Here is a 21,166-nt window from a genome sequence, read left to right on the forward strand (position 1 = left end):
TGTCCAACTTTTTGGGTTCAGCTCACTTTGAGCCGGGGCCTTTGCGTTCCGGAGTGTGTTTTCGATCATATTTTGACCTTTTTTCGTATAGGATGTCCCTATATCGGTCAGTGTGATATATATTTATATTAAACTTAAAAAAGGAGTTTTTTATGGTGTGCAAAAAAATTGCATGTGCTCTTTCCCTCGCCGCGGCGTTCGCTTTCGTGGCTTGTGATGACGAATCCACGTCATTCTCTCCGAAGACCGAAGGCGATGAACAGGAACTTTCCAGCGATTCGAAGGACGTGGATGGTTCCAGCGAGTCTAAGGATGTGAATGGGGATGACGGGAAGGCGGTCTCCAGTTCGTCTGTCGCGGGCGGATTCGACGTGGATGAGATGAAGTGCGACGAGGAAGGCGCGAAGAAGACGAAATCGTACATGGGCCAGGAAATACCCCTTGTTTGCGAAGAGGGCTTCTGGATGCCTGACGAAGAGGCTATGGACGAAATGTACACGTGCGACGAGGAAGGCGCCACCAAGACCGATACGATAACGATGGGAAATAACAGCATGCAGGTTGCTTATGTCTGCGTGGATGGCGAGTGGAAAGTTGATTCCGCGGCCACGGCCAAATGCGACAAGGAAGGCGATGAAATGGAAGTCGACTTCGGTGGCATGGTCATGAAGGCGACCTGTGTCAATGGCACTTGGGTTCCCGATGAGGGGGCCATGGAAGAACAGTTCGTTTGCACGGCGGAAGAAGAAGGCAAAACCAAGGAAATTATGGGTATGCCGTTTGTCTGTACGGATGGCGAGTATATGCCCGATATGGATTTCGACTTTGGTGATTTGCCGGTCGACACGCTTGGCGTAGTTAAAGACTAGTTCCTTCGCCAATACCTTTACGAATAAGCAAAGAGCCCCGCAAGGTCGCGGGGTTCTTTTTTGGGACAAAAAGCCCCGTGCGGGGTGTTTTGGATCGCTTTTTTATATGCGTTAAATTTGAATTTACTTTAAGTTACGCAGGTGTAAGTTTCTCGGGACGTATATTTAGGGCGTATGGGAGATCGTTAACCAAAAAAGGAGTAAAAATGAATCTCAAGAAACTTGCTTTGGCCCTCTCCCTTACGGTGGCCTTCACTTACATGGGATGCGACGATTCCGCAAGTGCCTCCGTGACCGGTGGCGACGAACAGCCGGCACTCTCGAGCGCATCGACCGGCGATGAAGGTGGTGAGCAGACTGCTACTTCCAGCGATGCTAAGGCTGAATCTGCGGATTCGGGCGATGTACCCCCGGCAAGTTCTGCCGATGTGGGCCCTGGCACGATTCCGGGGATGGACTCGTCCTTCGTTTTTGACAGCACGGCCATTGCCGACATGATGAAGTGCGATGAGGAAGGTGCCACGCAGAACCAGATGGGAATCAAGATGACGTGCACCGACGGCCAGTGGACTGTTGATTCCTCTTCTATCGCCGACATGATGAAGTGCGAGGCGGGGGAGACCATGGAACAGATGGGCATGGTGATGAAATGCGAAGACGGTCACTGGACGCTGGATTCGGCCGCGACTGCGGCGGCCAACACGTGCGACGAGGAAGGTGCGACGAAAACCGAAAGCATGTCGATGGGTGGTGGAAATGGCTTCGAAATGACGTACATCTGCAAGGACGGCGAATGGGTCGTCGATATGTCTGGAATGGGCGGCCCCGGTGGTGGCATGAATTTCGGTGATTCCAGCTTCACGATGCCCGGCGGAGGTACGGGGGGCTGGGGCGCGAGGGATTCCTCTAGTACGCAGCCTGCCGGCGAATAAGTTTCTTTCATAACCAACCCTAAAGGCCCGCACTCATCGTGCGGGCCTTTTTGTTATATAATCGTTTGTGCAATCGACCGTTCGCCTTATTAAGCCTGGCGCTCTGTCGAGCGCATGCCTTTCGGCTCGGTCATGGACAAGCAAACTTGTCCGCGACTCTCGCCTTATTAAGCTTTGATGATCGTGTCCTTCGCTAGCACCACGATGCCGGATTCGGTCACGTGGAAGAGTTTCTTGTCGCGTTCCAGGTCGTAGCCGATCTGGAATCCGGCGGGAATGTGTAGCCCTTTCTCGATAATCGCGCGACGGACTTTTGCGCCCGGGCCGATGGTCACGTTCGGGAAGAGGATGGATTCCTCGACGAGCGCGTCCTTCTGAATGGAGACCCCGGGGGAGAGGATGCTTTTCACGACGGTTCCGCCGCCGATGATGCAGCCCGAAGACACGATGGAGTCTATGGCCGCTCCCTGGTGGGCGCTGCCGTCACCCGCGAAGAACCTTGCTGGCGGCTGGTTCCAGTTGAACGTGCGGATGGGCCAGTAGTTGTTGTACAGGTCGAACGGCGGGTTTTCGGAGCAGAGGTCCATGTTCGCTTCGAAGAAGGCATCGAGCGTTCCTACGTCGCGCCAGTAGCCCTTGGTAGATGCCTGTTCGCCGCGCACGATGTTCGTGTTGAAGTTGTAGACGTAGACGGGGTAGTCCTTGTAGAGGCGCGGGATGATGTGCTTGCCGAAATCGGTCGCACCTTCGTTTGCGCCCTTCAGGAGCTCGCGCACCAGGAACTTGCTCGTGAAGATGTAGTTGCCCATGCTTGCAAGGCACCAGCCCGGATGCCCGGGCATTTCCTTCGGGTTTTGGGGCTTCTCCTCGAATCCGATCATGCGGTTGTCCTGGTCCACTTCGATAATGCCGAACTCGCGCGCATCCTTGATTGGCACGGGAATCGCCGCAATCGTAAGCAGTGCGGCGCGACTCAGGTGGAAGTCAATCATCTGGTTGATGTCCATCTTGTAGATATGGTCGCCGCCGAAGATGGCCACGAGATCCGGACGTTCGTCGGTAATGAGGTTGATATTCTGGAAAATGGCGTCGGCGGTGCCCTTGTACCAGTCGTCTCCGGTGCGCATCTGGGCAGGTACCAGGTCCACGTACTGGTCGAGGCTAGCATTCAGGTTCCATGCGGCGGAGATGTGCTTGTTCAGCGAATCGCTCTTGAACTGCGTCAGGACCTTGATTTTGAAGATGCCCGAGTTGATGAAGTTGTTCAAAACGAAGTCGATGATGCGGTAGGTTCCGCCAAAGTGCACGGCCGGCTTGGCGCGGTCGCGGGTGAGGGGCTGCAGACGGCTTCCCTGTCCGCCAGCCATGATCATGCAAAGGATGTTTTTCTGATGTTCTCTAGAATAAGACCAACTCATAAAACCTCAGTTCGTGCTTAAAGCTCTATTTCTTGTATACATGCGTAATTTATGTAATTTTTTTTTGAAAAATCATTTTTTTTGCAAAAAAACACGAAAAAATCGAAAAAAGTGATACCGCTGACCTCAGGTGCCGGATTGGGCGGCTTTTATATGCATTTTTCTGGTGTTGCCCTGCTATTCCGATTTTATTTTTGTAAATTTTACCGCGTTCGAAATTATCGAAACTAAACGTTAAACCAAACAGGAGCTCATAATGAGTCTTACCCTTAACGATATCAAGCACCCGAAGATCAGTACTTGGGTGAATGAAATGATTGCCATGTGCGAACCGGACAACGTCGTTGTCGTTGACGGCTCCAAGGAAGAATACGATGCCCTTATGCAGAAGTGCGTCAAGGCTGGCCTCGCCACGAAGCTCGCCAAGAAGGAAAACTGCTACCTGTTCCGTTCTCTCCCGTCTGACGTGGCCCGCGTCGAATCCCGTACCTTCATTTCCTCTGTGAAGGAAGAAGATGCAGGTCCGACCAACCACTGGATCGACCCGTCTGAACTCAAGCAGACGATGCGTAAGCTCTATAAGGGTTGTATGCACGGCCGTACCATGTACGTGATTCCGTTCTGCATGGGCCCGCTCGGCTCCCCGATTTCCAAGAACGGTATCGAAGTCACGGACTCCGAATACGTTGTTCTCAACATGGACATCATGACTCGCGCCGGTAAGAAGGTTCTCGACATCTTCAATGCTGACGTGAACGCTGACTTCGTTCCGTGCCTCCACTCCGTTGGTAAGCCGCTCCGCGAATGCGAAAGCGACAACGGCATCTGGCCCTGCGCTGACGTTGAATACAAGTACATCACTCAGTTCCCCGAAGAACGCCTCATTTGGTCCTACGGTTCGGGCTACGGTGGAAACGCTCTTCTCGGTAAGAAGTGCTTCGCTCTCCGTATCGCTACCGTTCTCGCTCGCGACGAAGGCTGGCTCGCTGAACACATGCTCATCCTCAAGCTCACCAACCCGAAGGGCGAAGTCAAGTACGTGACTGGCGCATTCCCGTCTGCTTGCGGTAAGACGAACCTCGCTATGCTCATCCCGACTATCCCGGGCTGGAAGGTCGAAACCATCGGTGACGACATTGCATGGATGAAGTTTGGTAAGGATGGCCGTCTCTACGCCATCAACCCGGAAGCCGGCTTCTTCGGCGTAGCCCCGGGTACTTCTGCAGAATCCAACAAGAACGCTCTTATCTCTGCTGAAAAGAACACGATCTACACGAACTGCGCTCTCACTGAAGACGGCGACGTGTGGTGGGAAGGCATCGGCTACCCGGCTAAGGGCAAGCTCGTTGACTGGAAGGGCAAGACCCGTGACGCTCTCCCGAAGGACAAGGCTCCTAAGGGCGAAGAAATGGCTCACCCGAACGCTCGCTTCACCGCTCCGGCTAAGCAGTGCCCGTGCATTGCTAAGGAATGGGAAGATCCGGCAGGCGTGCCTATCTCTGCAATCCTCTTCGGTGGCCGTCGTCCGTCCACCATTCCTCTGGTCCACCAGTCCCTCAGCTGGAACCACGGCGTGTTCCTCGGCTCCATCGTGGGTTCCGAAATCACGGCTGCCTCTACGATTGACGCCTCTCAGGTCGGTAAGATCCGTCGCGACCCGTTCGCCATCCTCCCGTTCTGCGGCTACAACATGGGTGACTACTTCAAGCACTGGATCGAAATCGGTAAGAAGTCTACCGAAGACAAGCTCCCGAAGATCTTCTACGTGAACTGGTTCCGCAAGGATGCCAACAACGAAAAGCTTCCGGGTGGCTTCATGTGGCCGGGTTACGGCGACAACAGCCGCGTGCTCGCTTGGATCTTCGACCGCTGCAACGGTGTTGACAACGCTGTCGAAACTCCGATCGGTTACATGCCGAAGGAAGGCGCCATCAATACTGATGGTCTCGCTGACTACTATAAGGAAACTCTCCCGGAAATCACGAAGGTTGATGTGGAAGGCTGGAAGAAGGAACTCGCTGACGTTAAGGAAAATCACTATCCGAAGTTCGGCAAGCACCTCCCGAAGGAACTCTCCGACATCATTGACATGATCCAGGATCGTCTCAATAAGGCTTAATAGGCATAACAGCCTAGTTTGTTAAGTTCTCCTCCTAACAAACAAGTCCCCGTGGCCGCAAGGTCGCGGGGGCTTTCCTATTTATAGCGGATATGGCGGTTCGAACGGTTTTAGAATGCTTTTTTTACATTTTTTTTGAAAAAAATCGCTCTTTCCCATTTTTTTTGAGTATATTCCAAGTTGGAATAGAAAGAGGTATTGAATGAACCGATATGACTTGGTCCTTCTGGGGCTTATTCTCGAACACGAAAGCAGCGGCTACGATATCATTACAGAAATCCGCGACCGCGAACTGGACCGTTGGGCCAATTTGAGCACATCGACCGTCTACAACCGCCTGGCGACCCTCGAAAAGCATGGCTGCATCGTCGGCCGTTCCGAACGCGATGGCAACCGCCCCGAACGTGTTGTATTCAATATTACAGACAAGGGAAAGGACACGCTCCGCAAGGAAGTCCTCAAGCACTTGACGGGGTTCAACGACGACCCGCGCACGCTCGGTTTTGCATTCCTCTATGGAGCCGAGAACAAGGAGCTGATTCGCACCCTGGAGGCCCATGAACGCCACCTCGTGCTCGAAATCGAGAATCTGGAAAAGATGATTGCCGAAGAACCGCGCCCCACGCTCTACCCGGAAGGCCCGTTCCTCAACTGCATGAGCCGCGACCACATCCTCGTGGAACTCAAGTACGTGCGTGCCGCCATCGGCATCTTGCGCGACCCCATCCGCAACAAGAAGCTCGACGGCTACTTCTATATCAACTTCGGTAACCGCGACTTCGAGAACTTCAATCAGAAGAAAGACTAGTTTTTTCTATATTTACCGCGTTAAATTTAACAACCCCCTCTTACGGAGATACAATGGCTACAAAACAGAAGAAGAGTGTCAAGAAGGTCGCCTCCAAGAAGGCTCCGGCCGCCCAGTACGGCTACTTCGACGACGCTGCAAAAGAATACGTGCTCACCACGCCGGCAACCCCGATCAAGTGGTGCAACTACGTCGGTACTTTGAACTTCGGCGGTATCGTGGATACCACCGGCGGTACCCTGGTTTGCAAGGGCGACCCGGCCCTGAACCGTATCACCAAGTACATCGCCCAGATGCCGTGCTCTGACTTCAAGGCCAGCACCATCTACATCCGTATCAAGGAAGCCAAGGGCTACACGGTGTTCTCTCCGTTTGTCGTTCCCACCCTCACCAAGATGGACAAGTGGGAATGCCACGTGGGCCTTTCTTACATGCGCTGGATTGCCGAATGCTGCGGACTCCGCACCCAGGTCACGATTTTCGTGCCGACGGGCTCCAACACTCTCCTCCAGGACATCCAGGTGACGAACCTCGGTGGTGCCGCCAAGGAAGTGGACATTATCCCGGTCTATGAATTCAGCCACTTCGAAGCTGAAAAGCAGCTCACGAACGCCGACTGGGTCCCGCAGACCATGACCCTCAAGGGCCACTGGGAAAAGGACGGCCACGTCGTTCTCGAACAGTATGCCTACATGAAGCGCGACTACGCCGTGAACTACGTGACCGCTAACTGCAAGGTCGGTAGCTTCGACGGTGACCGCCGCGTGTTCCTCGGCGCGAACGAAATGGGCTCCTGGGCCGCTCCGCTTTCCTTGGGCAACAAGGAACTTTCCAACAGCGAATGCGACCGTGGCGACAACATCGCCGCCCTCATGATTCACGGTGGCAAGATTGCCGCCAAGAAGACTTTCCGTTGCTGCACCCAGCTCGGTCAGGAACAGAGCCTCAAGGTTGCTGCCAAGGCCATCGCCAAGTACCGCGACCTGAAGAACGTCGACAAGGCTTTCGACGAACTTGCCAAGTTCTGGGAAAACTACCTCTCCACGATTCAGGTGAAGACTCCGGACGCATCGTTCAACACGATGGTGAACGTCCACAACCCGCGCCAGTGCCACACCACCAAGAACTGGAGCCGCTACCTCTCCCTGTACCAGCTGGGCTACGGCACCAGCCGCGGTATCGGTTACCGTGACTCCACGCAGGACTTGATGGGTGTCATGAGCCACATGCCGGAAGAAGCCTTGGTCCTCACCAAGAACCTCATCTCCGTGCAGCGCCCCGAAGGTAACGCCATGCACCAGTACGCCCCGCTCGCCCTCGCCGAAGACAACGGCAACGAAGCGAACGCCGGTGACTCCCGCGAAAAGGCTGGCGTCAAGGATGCCAAGGGCAATCCGATGTATGCCGATTGGTACGGCGACGACCACCTCTGGATCATCCTCACCGTGGCTTCTTACCTCAAGGAAACCGGCAAGATGGATTTCCTCAAGGAAGAGATTCCGTTCTACGTCGCCGGCAAGAAGCGCAAGGACCGTCCGAAGGGCACTGTCCTCGAACACTTGAAGCGTGCCCTGAAGTTCACCCGTGAACACCTCGGCAAGCACAACCTCCCGCTCCTCGGCTTTGCTGACTGGAACGACTGCATGAACTTGCCCCTCGGTGCAGAATCCACGTTCAACACCGCCTTGTATGCCAAGGCCCTGCTCGAAATGATGGACATCGAAGAAGCCCTCGGCGACAAGAAGGCCGTCGAAATGTACAAGGGCTGGTACGAAGACGTCAAGGCCGCCTTCAACAAGAGCGCCTGGGACGGCAAGTGGTGGACCCGCTGGTTCGACAAGGACGGCAACGGCTACGGTGTCGCCAAGGCCAAGTACGGCAAGATCTACTGCAACGGCCAGTCCTGGCCGGTTATCGCCGGCATCGCTTACGGCGACCGCGCCAAGCAGGGCATGGACAGCCTGAACAAGCTCCTCAACACCAAGTACGGCGTGAAGAGCTCCACTCCGGGTTACCGCGGCTTTGAACCGGCCGTGGGTGGCATCTCCACCTATCCTCCCGGAGCCAAGGAAAACGGCGGTATCTTCCTCCACACCAACCCGTGGGTGATGATTGCCGAAACCATCCTCGGCCGTGGCGACAATGCCTTCCAGTACTACAACCAAATTAACCCGGCTTCCAAGAACGACATCCTCGACGTGTTCGAGTCCGAACCGTACTGCTATCCGCAGAACATCCTCGGTGACGAACACAAGCAGTTCGGCATGGGCCGTAACGCATGGCTCTCCGGTACTTCCACCTGGACGTACCAGGCTGCCACGCAGTTCATCATCGGTATCCGTGCCAACTACAAGGGCCTCGTGGTTGATCCTTGCATCCCCTCCAAGTGGGATGGCTTCGAAGCAACCCGTAAGTTCCGTGGTGCAACCTACCAGATTACGGTGAAGAACCCGAAGCACGTGTGCAAGGGTGTCGCCAAGATGGTGGTGGACGGCAAGGAAATCGACTCGAATATTGCCCCGATCTTTACGAAGGGTGTCCATAAAGTCGAAGTCACCATGGGCTAATTTGAATTATAACCGTCGTGATACGGCGTTTCCCCAAAGAGGATAACTCCACTAAGGGGTAAAACCCAAGTGTCGTATAGCTCGCCCCCTCACGTACGCTTAGTACGCTACGGGGGATCGCGCCTGGTCTCACTCGGTTCTAATCCAAATTCGAATTTAAAGGTCTGCTTCAAACGAAGCAGACTTTTTCTATATATAAGTGTATGGCGAGTTTATTTGGAAAATGCTGGAATAATTTTGTGCTCTTGGCTGCGGCGGTGCTGTGGGCGGGTTGCTCCGATAGCGATAAAAATGCGGATAAATCCCTAGAGCAGGAAAAGGGTAAAACGGAACAGTCCTTGGACGTGAAAAAGGAAGATGCCGAAAAACTGCGCAGGGATAGTGTATTTAAAGCATCCATAGACAGTGTTTTAAAGTCGGTGGGGCATCTTTCAACGCATGGGACGACTACGCTTTATGGATGTCGTCCAGAAAATGGCTGTTCCGTTAAAAGAGATGAATATGGGATTCCTGTAATAGATGAAAAGTACTTGCAAGGCCGTGCACGAGGCGTCGCAAAAGCCCCTACTTATGAGGAATTGAGTGTGGCAGGTGGCGTTGATGCTGATAAAGCTCTGATTTTAAAGAACATTCGCCTGCGGACTCCTGGATTGCGTCATATTTATAATAAACATTTAAAGAGGAATCCCAGTTTTAGCGGGACGATTGTTTTTCGGTTGAATATCAATGCTGATGGCTCCGTTCAAAAAGTCCAAATAGACTCAACGACTACCGGCAATACGGATTTTGACGAAAAAGTCCAGAATGCGGTAGGTCGCTGGAATTTCCAGATCATGAATTCGGGTGTAGTAGCCAAATTAAATACGGATGTAGTTGCGACTTTCCCGGTACAATTTTATGAAAGAGAACCGGCAAAAATAGGCGATTAAGGGCGATACCTAACGAGCCGGATTTTTGCTTTTTTTGTGGAAATTGGGGATTAAACTGCTGAAAAAACGCCTGTTTGGTACCCAATTTGTTAGCTTGTTTGTACTAAAAAAGTCAAATTTTGCTTTTAGTGGGGATGAAATACACAAAAAACGCCGGTTTAATCCCCAATTTTTGTGCAATATCAGTGTTTGAACGCTGTGAATGTATCATTTTGTGTTAGTTTGTGTGTGAAAATGGGTACTAAAGTGCGTCAAAATAAGTCGTTTGGTACCCATTTTTTGTTTTTTGTATTATTTTTAGTGAAGTATGAATATGTTTTCTAGACTATTTCGCGTGATTTCCCTGCTTGCAGTGCTTTGCGTATGCATTCACGCAGCCGAGGACAAGTTGTTCAACATGAACACTGATATGGAAAAACTCATAGCCCCGTATATCGAAAAGGCCAAGGCGACGTTCCCTGCGGTCAAGAAGAAATACATCGCGGGCGACTATGTGCGCGAAAAGCGTGTGCTGGATGTACAGATTAATCTTGTCGACAAGGACGGGACGAAGGAGATGGTTTTCGTTTTTGTCACCCAATGCCTGGGAAATCGGTTCCAGGGAATTGTTACTAACGATATTCAGCTCCTTAAGGAATACAAGAAGGGCGATGAAGTCTCGTTCACGCAGGACCAGATAAGGAACTGGGTCGTCGTGGATTCCTTGGGCAACGAGGAAGGCAATTATGTGGGGAAGGCCATCGAGGCTTTTGATTCTGGGATTGTCGGCGTCTTTTTCGAGGGGGTGTTCAAGAAGGGCAAGTTTGAGTTCAAGTACCAGGATGCCAAATCGGCGAAATACCAGAACAGCATAGACGGGATTGTATCGCAGGAAATCATTGCGGAAATAGCAAAGCGCTTGAAGACTTCGTACGAAAAGAAACGACGCGAAGGGCAGAAGTTCGAGGAAGGGAAACCGTTCTACACCTACGGGATTTATGACTTCCGAACCGGTGAGATAAAGCCCTGATTCCCCGGTCTAGAACTCGTCCGGCTTGATGACATAGACCGAATCGCGCCATGTCGGTAGGGGCTTGTAGGATTCTAGTTCCTTCCGGATCTCGTAGAAAAGGTTCCCCTTGAAGAATTGGTCGAGGGTCTTTTGGGAATGGAGCCTTGTGAAGATTGCGAACTTTGTCATTTCATGGTTGCAGACGCTTGCCTTGAGGTCGTAATCTATGTATGAGGTGTCCTGGTTGCGCAGGTTGTTGCAACTTTTCACGAATTTCTTTAGGATATAGTCGAACTTGGCGCCGATGTAGTTGTTGTCATAGATGAAATGCGCTTCCTTGAGGGAAGGGTTGAAAAGGTAGATATCCGAGTTCCATGTAAAGTAGTTGGAATCGATGGCAAGCTTGCGGTTGACGTAATTCTGGATGCTGGAATCCAGCTTGAGGTCGATTTCTTCTCGGTCTGCGGGGAGGACCAGCCAGCACATGATGGGGTATTTTGCGGTGAGCGCTATCTTGTCTGCGGTACTGTACGTGCCTTTGCTGGTGTCCCAGAACATGACAATCTTGCTTATGGCGGACGGGGCGACGAACCAGTTGCCCGCAAAGAGGAACGTTATGAATATCAGGATAACCGCAAAGATGCGGGTGAACAAGTCCTGGAAAATCTGTCTCTTGGCATCGGGGCCATAGCCCGTGTCAAGTATGGGATACTCGGCCTTGAGCGCCTCCATTTCCTTGAGCTTGGATTTGAATTGCTCGGCGTTCAGGGGGGAGGTGCCCGTCTCCTTGAATTGGCGGGTCGCGTCCTCGAGTTCGGACTTCAGCTCAAAGTAGTGCTTGAAGTCGGCCTTCGTCTTTTCCAAGTCGCCAGAGGAGTCCTGTTTATTCAGATGGAACATATTCCCCAATATAACAATTGGGCTCCTTTGGAGGGTTTGAAGGAATCCCTAATATTGAAAATTGCTATATTATTCGCGGAAATTTTTAAAAAGGATAGACAATGTCTCTTAAACTTATTACTCGTGGTGTTCTTACCGTGGCGCTTGCTGCGGGTATTGCCTCTGCGCAGCTCCTCAACAGCAAGAGCATGGATGTCGTGCGTGTCGAAAAGGTCGGTTTTTCTGCCGGGCGCATCGATAGCTTGACCCAGGCGCTTGCACTACAGCAGTTCCAGGGCAAGAAGGTGAGCGATGAGACCATGGCCCAGGTTCGTTTTGCTGTGATTGACAACCTTGTTGGGCAGGAACTGGTACGGCTCGAATGCAAGAAGCAGGGAATCAAGGTCCCGGCTGCCCGCGTGGATAGCCTTGCGACCCTCTTCAAGAAGCAGTTCCCGAGCGAGGATGTGTTCCAGAAACAGCTGAAGCAGAGCGGCCAGACGATGGCTCAGTTCCGTGAAAAGCTCGAAGACCAGCTCAAGAGCGAAGAACTCCTCAAGAAAAAGGTGCCCTATCCGAAGGACCCGACCGAAGAAGAAATGAAGGCCTACTGGACGCTCAACAAGAGCAAGGTCCCTGTAAACGATTCTATCAGCGGTGTCCGCATCTACATCAAGACGAAGGGCAAGAGCGCCCAGGACGTGTCGGATACGAAGGACATGCTGAAGGGTATGGCCGCCCAGCTTAGGAGCCAGATCCGTGCCAAGAAGGTTCCTTTTACTTATGCGGTGCAGCTTTTCGCACAGCAGGCTGTCCAGAACAGCGACGATCCCAATGCGAAGAAGACGGGCGGTGCCGTGCTGACCACGCTCAAGGGTAACGGGGCTGCGTTCGAAAAGGCCGTGGCCAAGTTGAACGTGGGTGACATCTCGGATGTCTATAACGACAAGGACGGTGTCGCCATCTTCATGCTCACGGGCAAGAACGATGGAAAGTTCGAAAGCTACCGTAACCAGATCGATACCGGACTTCGCATGCAGGCCGAACAGGAACGCCAGATGAAGCTCAAGGCTTATCTTGACGAACTCGCCAAGGTCTACAAGGTGCAGTACCTCGACAAGAAGTATACCCCGCCGCAGGCTATCGGGGGCAAGTAATGGCCTTCCAGACGACTCATACCGGGCTTATCGAGCTGCGTAGCCGCATCGACAAGCTCTGGGGGTATCTTTGACTTAGAGGCGAAGACCGAAGAACTCTACGTCCTCGAAAAGGACTCTGCCGACCCGAACCTGTGGAACGACCAGGAGAAGGCGCAGTCCATGATGAAGAAAATCGGTAACCTGCGCGGCCTCCTCGATTCCTGGAAGGAGGTCTCCCAGACCTGTGATGACCTTGCCGAGCTCTACGAGATGAGCAAGGACGAGGAGTCTGCCGACCTGACCAAGACCATCGAATCGGATGTCGCGGACTTGCGCGCACGCGTCGAGAAGATGGAATTCAAGAAGATGCTGAACGGTCCGGACGATGCCTGCAGCTGCCTGATGTCGATTCACCCGGGCGCGGGCGGCACCGAGTCGCAGGACTGGGCGCTGATGCTTTTCCGCATGTACACGCATTTCTTTGAACGCGAGAACATGGACTTCAAGGTGGTGGATTTCCAGGAAGCGGAAGACGCTGGCCTCAAGAGCGCGACCATCGAGATCACTTGCGAGAATGCCTACGGCCTGCTGCGTTCGGAAATCGGCGTGCACCGCCTGGTGCGCATCAGCCCCTTCGACGCGAATGCCAGACGCCACACGAGCTTTACCGCCGTGTACCTGTACCCCGAACACGAAGACGTGGAATTCGACCTGGACATGGCCGATGTGCGCGTGGATACCTACCGCAGTAGCGGTGCCGGCGGACAGTACATCAACAAGACGGATTCCGCGGTGCGCATGACGCACTTGCCCACGGGTATCATGGCGAGCTGCCAGACGGAACGCAGCCAGATCCAGAACCGCGAGACCTGCTACAAGATGCTCAAGACCATGGTGGCCGAGCACTACCGCCTCGAAGAAGAGGCGAAGCGCGATGCCCGCATGGCCGAAAAGAAAAAGGTCGAGTGGGGAAGCCAGATCCGTAGCTACGTGCTGCAGCCCTACCAGATGGTGAAGGACCTGCGTACGGGTGTCGAGACCTCCGATACCGCAGGCGTGCTCGATGGCAAGATCAGGCCGTTTATCGATGCTTACCTGCTGAGCACCAGCGAAGAGCAGAAGTAAGCTAGCTTAACAGTTTTTCCACTTCCGCAATAATGCGGTCGCGTTCCCCGCACCAGTCGGGGGCGATAAGCATGTCGCTCGGGCTTTCGCCGCTGAACCGCTCGATGGCGGTATCCGGCCCGATAATCTTTATCATCTCGGCGACGGCTGCGCAGTATTCCTCGAATTCCAGCAGCTTGATTTCGCCTGCGGAAAAATCTTGTGCCATCACAGTGCCCGCGACGATGTGCAGCGGGTGGATTTTCACGGCGGCGAGTTTCAGGTCGCGCACGACTTCGGCGGTACGCTTGAAGTCTATCAGGGTCTCGCCGGGGAGTCCAACGATGACGTGCGTGGTGACGGTGAGACCCGCCGCCTGGCAGCGCTTTACCGCGTCTTCGAAATCGGCGAGTGTATGCCTGCGGTTGATGGCCGCAAGCGTGAGGTCGTTTGCCGTCTGCAGGCCGATTTCCACGATAATCGGCTTCTTGCGGTTCAGTTCCGCGAGGTACTCGATTTTCTCGTCTTCGAGGCAGTCCGGGCGCGTCCCTATCGCAAGCCCCGCAATCTCCTTGTGCTTGATAATCGGGTCGATAATCCCCTTCAGGTGTTCGAGCGGCGCATGCGTGTTTGTATATGGCTGCAGGTAGGCGAGGATGCCCGCGTTCGGGTATTTTTCGCGGAGCCTCGGTACGAACTTGTCGAGCTGTTCCTGGATGGAAACCTTCGCCTGGTCGAACACCGGGCTGAAGCTGCGGTTGTTGCAGTAGCTGCAGCCCGAGAATCCCTTGGTGCCGTCGAGGTTGGGGCAACTCATGCCGCCGTTGAGCGGGAGCTTGCGCACCTTGAGGTAGTTCGGGAAAATCTTGAGCAGTAAATCGCGGTAGGGAGTGTAGTGCATGTCGTAAAAGTAATAAAAGCGGGGCGTTCACTTGTTTTGACTCCCTTTTTTTTATATTCTATTCATGCCGTTTTCAGAAGAATACCTCAAAGATTACGAAAATAAAATTCGGAAGCTCCCTGTCGATGGACTTTATGAAATACATGACACAATTCGTGATCATCCTTTAAAAGCAGACGATTCTCCTGAAAGAGTCCAGATTGTTGAAAAGCGCATTATTGAACTTACTGGCGACAAAGATTCTATTTTGTCTCGTGAAGAGTTTAATAAAAAAGTGGAACAGGAATATATCGAGAAGACAAATCCTTTGGCAGTCGGGCTTGAAATTTTTGGAGTTGTCCTAATTTTAATAGGAGGTGTGTGCACGCGAAATCCCCATCTTGCAGAAATCAGTTCGAATCCAATATCTCTTTTTCTCAGCGGTCTTGGGTGCTTAATTGTAGGATTATGCAATTTAATCGATGGAAAGATTAAGATATACCTAATAGGATGGGCGGTAATCCTGACAAAAAAAGAACATCCGAAAAAGTTCTGGTCTATAGTGGGATTCTTTTGTATTGTCGGGGTTTTCTTTTTAGTTAAGGCATGTCAATGCTGGTAGGGTAAGTTGGATTTATTTTGGGGGAGGGCGCTATCAGTATGGTGAGATTGCATCTCGCATCGGAATAGCGAGATGGACGCCTACGGCGTCCGCGGCTTCGGCTCGGTCATGTCGGCAAGCAAGCTTGCCGTCGCGACACTCGCCTTGCACGCTTTTGCCAAAACGTACACTTCGTTAGCATTTTGCCCTCAGGGTTACGCCTGGCAGCGAGCCTTTTTTTTGTGAAAAAATCCCATTGGGCGAATACGGATGTATATTATGAGTATTGATATTTGAGGATCTTTTATGAAACGACTGGCTTTGACCCTGGCTCTCGTTGTTGTGTTCTGTGCGGTGGGAGCCTTCGCAGCCCCGAAAAAGGGAACTATGACAGACGCTCGCGACGGCGAGTCGTACCAGACTGTAAGGATTGGTAAACAGATTTGGATGGCAGAGAATCTGAAGGTGAAAACCGAGGGTAGCTTGTGCTACGAGGATAAGGAATCGAGCTGTCAGAAATACGGTTGGCTCTATAACTGGGACGCGGCAAAAGTTGCCTGCCCCGTAGGCTGGCACTTGCCCAGCAAAGAGGAGTTCGAAATTTTGTTTAAGTTCGTGGGCGGGGCTCAGGAAGATGCTTGGAAATGGGAAAATGCGGGGAAAATGCTGAAGTCCACCAACGGATGGAATGAATATGAAGGAAAAGATGGCAATGGTAATGATGCTTTCGGGTTCTCGGCGCTCCCTGCTGGCTACAGGAATGGCAATGGGGATTTCAACAACGAGGGCAACCGTGCGTACTTCTGGAGTTCTACAGAGAGCGTTAGCGGCAGCGCGTACTACATGGGCTTGGACTTCAGCAAAGACGATGCGTTCCTGAACAGCTTCTATAAGACCCACGGGTTCTCGGTGCGCTGTGTGAAGGACTAGGCAAATTGGCTCGGAAAAACCATGCAGCTCCCAGGACGGGAACTGTTTTGTGTAAAGTTTTTATTTTTTGAAAACAACTCCGTATCCGCGGTACTTGCAAACAGTTTCTGTTTTCAAGACTAATGGACCTAAAATTAGCGATGTTGTTGTTTCTTCCGCGCGGATTCCGATAACTTCATCAAAGGCTCCGCCTCTATAATCAATAAATTCCATAATGCCACAATTTTCGTTTTCTGGCTTGCTCGAATACGATATTTCTTGGTACGATGCATAATCAGAAGGTGTGAAAATTCCTTCTTGCACCACAATTGGATGATGGATCACCTTTGTGCATCCAACAAGCATTAATGCTGTAATGCATAATGCGATGACGTTTTTGTTCATAAAAAACACCTCTAAAAAACGTTTATATAAATATACAAATCTTTTTGAAAGGAGTGGCTTAATAGCGAGATTGCCAAAACGTTCACTTCGTTCCGCTCCGCGGTAGTCGAACTCACGACTACGTCGCTCGTCCGGAATCTCTCGCTATTCCGGATATAAAAAGAAAACCACCCAGGAGGGTGGTTTTTCTTTTTATCGGAATAGCGAGATTCGAACTCACGACCTCTTGCTCCCGAAGCAAGCGCTCTACCAGGCTGAGCTATATTCCGGTTTTGTGGGCACAATTATAGATAAAAAGTGCGAGTTTTCAAAGGGGTCGGGGGCGAAAAATTTGTAAAAATACCCAAAATTTACTTCTTTCGGGCGTTTTTCTTGGCCTTTTTGGGGTCGGGGCGTGCGGGGACGTCGCTTTGGGCGGGTTTCCCGAGGACCATGATGCTCGAACCTGCGTTGTCGGGTTCGACCTTGTACAGGCGGATGCGGTTGTTCCATTCGGACCGGACCTTGCGGTCAATGATGCGCTTGACGTTCCCGTAGCTCGGGTTTCCGCCGCCGTGGATGACCCGGAGGACCTTGAGGCCGGCGATGGTGAGGTCATCGATGCGCCGCTCGACGGCTTCCGCTGCTTCGTCGGCGGTCATGCCGTGCAGGTCAATCTCGTCTTCGGGCATGGGGAGGTCCCAGGCGGCGGGGTTGCGGCGCATCTTGCGCCCGCGCGCCATGCGCACGGGCCTCGCGGCGGCATTCTCCGCATCGACGCGCATCTGCTCGTCCTTGTCTTCCATGCGGTGGTTCATTATCCACTGCATCTGGAATTCTTCTTCAGCATTCAGGGGCATCTCAATTCCTCGACCCAAATATAGAAAGCGGCTCCGTGGTTTGCGCTCTAGACGACGAAGTTCTGGTGGTAGTTCCAGCTCCACTGGTCGGGGTGCTCCGCTATCCAGCGCTCCGTCTCGCGGGCAATGTCCTTCACGAGGGAACTTTCTCCGGCCTGGCTTGTGGCCTTGCCGGCAACGGTCTCGTCGTATTTCGGCGGGTAGAACGTCTCGAACCGGATGACGATGCTCCCTTCGGGGTACTTGCTGTCGCGGGAGGGCGATCCGCGCATTTCTGTCCAGGTGCGGAAGGTGACGATGCCCGCTCCCATCTGGTTGATTTTCTCGATGAGCCGCAGATAGAGTGTGGTTTGCCGGCCGAACAGTTCGACGGTGTTTCCCTTCGTGTTTTTCCCTTGGTCATAGACCATCGCGAGAATCCCCTTGGTGCGGAAGAGCTCGCGGATGAGCCTGCCAGTTTCTTCGGGGTGGTATTCTGTGAGGTGCGGGTCGCTGCGGAGTTCCGCTAGCACGTCGCGGAAGGCAATGTCTCCGACGGAATCGGTGATGAGGTGCACGTGCTCGCTGTAGCGGCAGAGCACGCGGTGCATGAGTTCGAATGACCCCTGGTGGATGCTGATGCCTGCGATGGGGGCGCCTTTTTTTGCGCATTCGGCAACGGCGCCTTTGATGATGCCCTCGTTCTCGAACACGATGCGGCGTTCCACGCTCTTGAAGCGGGCGAGGCCGCGGTAAGAATCCAGCGCGTTCCAGAAGATGCCGCGGAACATGTCGCGAGCAGTCACCTTCTGCTTCAGATATCCCCTTGCCGCGTCCAGATGCCTTACGACACGCCCGTAGGCGCGTTCGGTGTGGAGCGCCTTGTAGACGGGGAATGCGATGGCGAAAAGGAACGAGTAGAAAAAGTCCGGCAGCCGCAGCAGGATGTTGAGCAGTAATTTGTATGTAATTACCTTGAACTTGTACATGGGGGCGCGGCGCCTGCCGATCAGGAATTACGCTTCCTCGAACTCCAGGATATTCCTTCCGAGTTCGCGCTCGAACACGCGTCGCGAAAGGCCTTCGCCTGCATAGCTGATTGTGGGCGAGACCTCGTAGAGCTTGCCGGGCTTCACCTCGACATGCGCCTTTACGAGCCATTCGCGGTGGAGCTTGCCGATCATCGTGCGGGCCGTCTTCGGGCTGTCCGTGCCTTCCGCGTTCTTGACCGGGCTAAATTCCTCCTCGCGGATGACGCCGAAGGGGAGCATGGTGCCGAGCTGCGGGAAAGCATCGAATAAAAACTGTTCGAACTTGAAGCAGTTCTCGATGCCACAAACCGTCTTGCGGGCCGTGTGCCACGGGAGTTTGCCGGTCTGCAACTTGCGCAGTGCCGAGACTTTGAACAAATGAATGGCGAGGTTCCCGCCGTCAAATACCAGGCTTCCATCCGGGTTTGTCATGTCGCGGTATTCTTCGGGCAAGTCGCTGTATTCGACCACGCCGGGCTTGTTGTTCTGGAAGGCGAAAATGCCCACGCGTTCCTGCGCGTTCGCCTTGTGAACGACCTTCGATGCGCTGGCCATCATCCCGTTGTCGGCGAGAGCCCCGATGAATGCGGGGTCGCAGATGCGGCAGAGCGCGTTGTCGACGCTGTAGAGGAACACGTATTCTATACCCTTCTCGACGAGCCATGCGAGCGAACCGCTCTGGGCGAGCGCGCGGAAGCACCCGCCGTTGCCATCGGGTACGAGAGCGAGCCTGTCGCCGTCGAGCACGGCCTTGCCATCGGGCGTAAGCGCGCAGATGGTTCCCTGCTCAAAAAAGCGGATGTTGTCGCGGTCCATCCCGAAGAAGTTGTGTTCGGTAAAGAAGTTGACGGTCGCCTCGTGGTTCAGCGGGCTCGTCATGATGCACCACGGAATCGGGTGGCCTACGCGAGCCGCGAGGTTCTGCAAGCGTTCCGCCTGCAGTTGGAACAAACTCTTGTGGCTCGGGAGCCCGATATCGAACATTCCCTTCGGGCCGTCGAACCCGAGGCGCGAACCCTGGCCGCCCGCGACGAGGAACGCCGCCACCTTGCCCTTCCCGAGCAGCATCTCTCCGATTTCTTTCCAGTAGTCGTATTTCAGGTTGTCTTCCGCAATCCGGAACGGCATGGGCTTCAGGTCGGCAGAAACGTTGTCCGCCTTGCTCGCGTTTGACTTTTCGGCGTAGAGCGCCTTCAGTTCTTCCCAGTCCTGGCTTAGAATGTCGCGTTCGAGGAGCTTGCGTGCATCCCCGGAGAGTGTTTCAAGGTGCGCCGCCAGTTCCTGCTGGCCGGCCGCGTTCAGAGTCTCGATAATATCCATGCGTCTTAATATAGAAATATCGCCTCTGATGTCTGCGTAAAGGGTATAATTGTTGTTGGATACCCTTTTTTGCGAGAAATTCAGTAGTTGCTTTAAATGATTATGATAAAAGAAATATATTTGTAATATGAAGACTTTTGTATGCTTTTTCTCTGTCTTGTGTTGCCTTGCAACATCTGTCCTTGCTGCACACGTGGCTGTCCTTGAAACTACGGCTGATCCGGTCACTAAGGAAATGGTGTCTGCATCGGACCGTCAGTACCTGACGAACGTCCTGCGCGAGGAGGCTGTGAAACAACTTCCTGCGGCCCAGGATTACACCATCATGACGCGAGAGAACATCCAGCAGATGCTTCCGCCGGGCAAGGCTATCGAGGACTGCGAAGGAAGCTGCCTCGTGGAAACCGGCAAGAATATTGCGGCGGATTACGTGTGCCAGGCGCGAATCGGGAACTTTGCGGGTGAACTGACGCTCTCGGCGGAACTCTATGAAACGGCGGGCAACAAGCTTATTGCAAGTTTCAACGGACAGGGCACCAACTTGAAGGAACTCCTCACGCTCATCAGGCAGCAGGCTCCGGATTTCTTCAAGAGCGTGAAGGGCAACACGACGGGATTCTCCGGCCTCGGTGCCGTGGTTCCCGGATTCCTGGAAGTGACCCCCGTGCTCGGAGGGGATGTCGCGAAGAAGGGCAGACTGAGTGTCACGGTCGACGGGAAGGCTGTAGAAGGATCCAAAGTCCAGCTCGACCCCGGTGACCATACGGTGCGAGTGGAACACCCCTGCTATGACCCGGCCGAATTCAATGTGTCAATCGAAGAAGGCAAGACTCAGCTGTTCAACAGAGAAATGAAGCGCGGCAAGGCGAAACTCGAACTTACGGCCGAACTCAACGGCGTGTCCCAGGTGGTGCCCGTTTTCTTTGACGGCGTCCAGGTGGGTGAGACTCCCTTTGCGGGAAAGATTCCGCTTTGTTCCGAAGTGACCGTCAGGGGCGAGGGATGGAGCGAAAAGGTGTTTGTGCATCCGAAGTGGCATGAGACGGCGAAGGTGACGCACAAGTTGAAGCACTCGCCCGACGTGGTCGCAAAACCCGCGCTGCGTTCGCAGCAGGCTAGTTCCGCTCCGGTGGCCGAACCCGCTGCCAACGACAATGCGAATGTGGGGGAAAGCATTCCTGCAAATGTTGAAAGCAAGAAGGGCGGCGCTGCCGGCTGGGTTGTTCTTGGAATCGGAGCCGCTGCTACGGTAGCGGGTGCGGTGCTCGCCGTCATCGGGAATAACCAGGCGAAGGATGCGTCTGAGAAATCTTACTCGACGGTTGCAGAGTACCAGCAGTATCATGACGATGCCGTGGCCGGACAGAAACTCCGCAGCATTGGCGTCGGCCTTGCGGTTGTCGGTGCCATCGGTGTCGGCGTAAGTTTCTTGTTCTAGGGGTGGAAA

19 protein-coding genes and 1 tRNA gene are annotated in these 21,166 nt (G+C 53.5%); 12 read left to right on the plus strand and 8 right to left on the minus strand.

The annotated features are described in order from the left end of the window. The first annotated feature begins 152 nt into the window (after positions 1–152). Positions 153–869 (plus strand): hypothetical protein, encoded by a 717-nt coding sequence (locus B2952_RS04255; protein WP_290729981.1) that lies wholly within the window; start codon positions 153–155, stop codon positions 867–869. Positions 870–1,075: 206 nt separating this feature from the next. Then, positions 1,076–1,801 (plus strand): hypothetical protein, encoded by a 726-nt coding sequence (locus B2952_RS04260; RefSeq protein ID WP_290735642.1) that lies wholly within the window; start codon positions 1,076–1,078, stop codon positions 1,799–1,801. A gap of 167 nt (positions 1,802–1,968) precedes the next feature. On the opposite strand, the gene glgC is transcribed toward B2952_RS04260, so the two are convergent. Continuing rightward, on the minus strand, positions 1,969–3,219 hold the full coding sequence (glgC, locus tag B2952_RS04265) for a glucose-1-phosphate adenylyltransferase (protein WP_290729985.1): 1,251 nt from the start codon (positions 3,217–3,219) through the stop codon (positions 1,969–1,971). 256 nt (positions 3,220–3,475) lie between these two features. Between glgC and B2952_RS04270 the strand changes: the two genes are divergently transcribed. The 5 genes from B2952_RS04270 to B2952_RS04290 all read left to right on the plus strand — a co-directional run bounded on the left by B2952_RS04270 (position 3,476) and on the right by B2952_RS04290 (position 10,651). After that, positions 3,476–5,338: a phosphoenolpyruvate carboxykinase (GTP) gene (locus B2952_RS04270; protein WP_088657573.1), complete on the plus strand. Its 1,863-nt coding sequence runs from the start codon at positions 3,476–3,478 to the stop codon at positions 5,336–5,338. A 202-nt stretch (positions 5,339–5,540) separates the two neighbouring features. Beyond that, complete coding sequence (locus B2952_RS04275) at positions 5,541–6,146, plus strand: PadR family transcriptional regulator (RefSeq protein ID WP_173365897.1); 606 nt, start codon at positions 5,541–5,543, stop codon at positions 6,144–6,146. Positions 6,147–6,199: 53 nt separating this feature from the next. Beyond that, positions 6,200–8,713: a GH36-type glycosyl hydrolase domain-containing protein gene (locus tag B2952_RS04280; RefSeq protein ID WP_072810829.1), complete on the plus strand. Its 2,514-nt coding sequence runs from the start codon at positions 6,200–6,202 to the stop codon at positions 8,711–8,713. Positions 8,714–8,916: 203 nt separating this feature from the next. Next, positions 8,917–9,642 (plus strand): TonB family protein, encoded by a 726-nt coding sequence (locus B2952_RS04285; RefSeq protein ID WP_173382885.1) that lies wholly within the window; start codon positions 8,917–8,919, stop codon positions 9,640–9,642. A 307-nt stretch (positions 9,643–9,949) separates the two neighbouring features. Continuing rightward, positions 9,950–10,651 carry a DUF2314 domain-containing protein gene (locus B2952_RS04290; protein ID WP_290727986.1) on the plus strand — a complete coding sequence of 234 codons (702 nt, stop codon included), beginning with the start codon at positions 9,950–9,952 and terminating at the stop codon, positions 10,649–10,651. Between the two features lie 9 nt (positions 10,652–10,660). On the opposite strand, the gene B2952_RS04295 is transcribed toward B2952_RS04290, so the two are convergent. Then, the gene (locus tag B2952_RS04295) at positions 10,661–11,533 is read right to left on the minus strand and encodes a hypothetical protein (RefSeq protein ID WP_290735651.1); all 873 of its coding nucleotides are present in this window, start codon (positions 11,531–11,533) and stop codon (positions 10,661–10,663) included. A gap of 101 nt (positions 11,534–11,634) precedes the next feature. Between B2952_RS04295 and B2952_RS04300 the strand changes: the two genes are divergently transcribed. Together B2952_RS04300 and prfB are read left to right on the plus strand one after the other, a co-directional pair. Then, positions 11,635–12,669, plus strand: coding sequence for a peptidylprolyl isomerase (locus B2952_RS04300; protein ID WP_290727990.1), 1,035 nt, complete (start codon positions 11,635–11,637; stop codon positions 12,667–12,669). Further along, a protein-coding gene (gene prfB / locus B2952_RS04305) for a peptide chain release factor 2 (protein WP_290735654.1) occupies positions 12,669–13,776 on the plus strand; the annotation gives its coding sequence in 2 pieces (ribosomal slippage) (positions 12,669–12,740 and positions 12,742–13,776; 1,107 coding nt in all). Before B2952_RS04300 ends, prfB begins: the two co-directional genes overlap by 1 nt. 1 nt (position 13,777) lies before the next feature. Here prfB and B2952_RS04310 read toward each other — a convergent pair. Then, positions 13,778–14,656 (minus strand): TIGR01212 family radical SAM protein, encoded by an 879-nt coding sequence (locus B2952_RS04310; RefSeq protein WP_173382890.1) that lies wholly within the window; start codon positions 14,654–14,656, stop codon positions 13,778–13,780. 64 nt (positions 14,657–14,720) lie between these two features. Between B2952_RS04310 and B2952_RS04315 the strand changes: the two genes are divergently transcribed. Both B2952_RS04315 and B2952_RS04320 read left to right on the plus strand, forming a co-directional pair. After that, the gene (locus B2952_RS04315; protein ID WP_290735657.1) at positions 14,721–15,257 is read left to right on the plus strand and encodes a hypothetical protein; all 537 of its coding nucleotides are present in this window, start codon (positions 14,721–14,723) and stop codon (positions 15,255–15,257) included. A 285-nt stretch (positions 15,258–15,542) separates the two neighbouring features. Then, positions 15,543–16,166 carry a fibrobacter succinogenes major paralogous domain-containing protein gene (locus B2952_RS04320; RefSeq protein WP_290735660.1) on the plus strand — a complete coding sequence of 208 codons (624 nt, stop codon included), beginning with the start codon at positions 15,543–15,545 and terminating at the stop codon, positions 16,164–16,166. A gap of 60 nt (positions 16,167–16,226) precedes the next feature. Here B2952_RS04320 and B2952_RS04325 read toward each other — a convergent pair whose 3' ends face one another. The 5 genes from B2952_RS04325 to B2952_RS04345 form a co-directional block, all read right to left on the minus strand. Further along, the gene (locus B2952_RS04325) at positions 16,227–16,550 is read right to left on the minus strand and encodes a hypothetical protein (protein WP_290724450.1); all 324 of its coding nucleotides are present in this window, start codon (positions 16,548–16,550) and stop codon (positions 16,227–16,229) included. 195 nt (positions 16,551–16,745) lie between these two features. Beyond that, positions 16,746–16,819: transfer RNA gene (locus B2952_RS04330), tRNA-Pro, on the minus strand. Positions 16,820–16,900: 81 nt separating this feature from the next. Further along, the gene (locus B2952_RS04335; protein WP_290735663.1) at positions 16,901–17,389 is read right to left on the minus strand and encodes a Smr/MutS family protein; all 489 of its coding nucleotides are present in this window, start codon (positions 17,387–17,389) and stop codon (positions 16,901–16,903) included. Positions 17,390–17,436: 47 nt separating this feature from the next. Next, positions 17,437–18,357 carry a lauroyl acyltransferase gene (locus B2952_RS04340; protein WP_290735666.1) on the minus strand — a complete coding sequence of 307 codons (921 nt, stop codon included), beginning with the start codon at positions 18,355–18,357 and terminating at the stop codon, positions 17,437–17,439. 27 nt (positions 18,358–18,384) lie between these two features. Beyond that, positions 18,385–19,719, minus strand: coding sequence for a UTP--glucose-1-phosphate uridylyltransferase (locus tag B2952_RS04345; RefSeq protein ID WP_290735669.1), 1,335 nt, complete (start codon positions 19,717–19,719; stop codon positions 18,385–18,387). 127 nt (positions 19,720–19,846) lie between these two features. Between B2952_RS04345 and B2952_RS04350 the strand changes: the two genes are divergently transcribed. Then, positions 19,847–21,157 carry a hypothetical protein gene (locus B2952_RS04350; RefSeq protein WP_290735671.1) on the plus strand — a complete coding sequence of 437 codons (1,311 nt, stop codon included), beginning with the start codon at positions 19,847–19,849 and terminating at the stop codon, positions 21,155–21,157. Positions 21,158–21,166: the final 9 nt, after the last annotated feature.

Source organism: Fibrobacter sp. UBA7003 (genome assembly GCA_002449765.1).
GTDB lineage: Bacteria > Fibrobacterota > Fibrobacteria > Fibrobacterales > Fibrobacteraceae > Fibrobacter.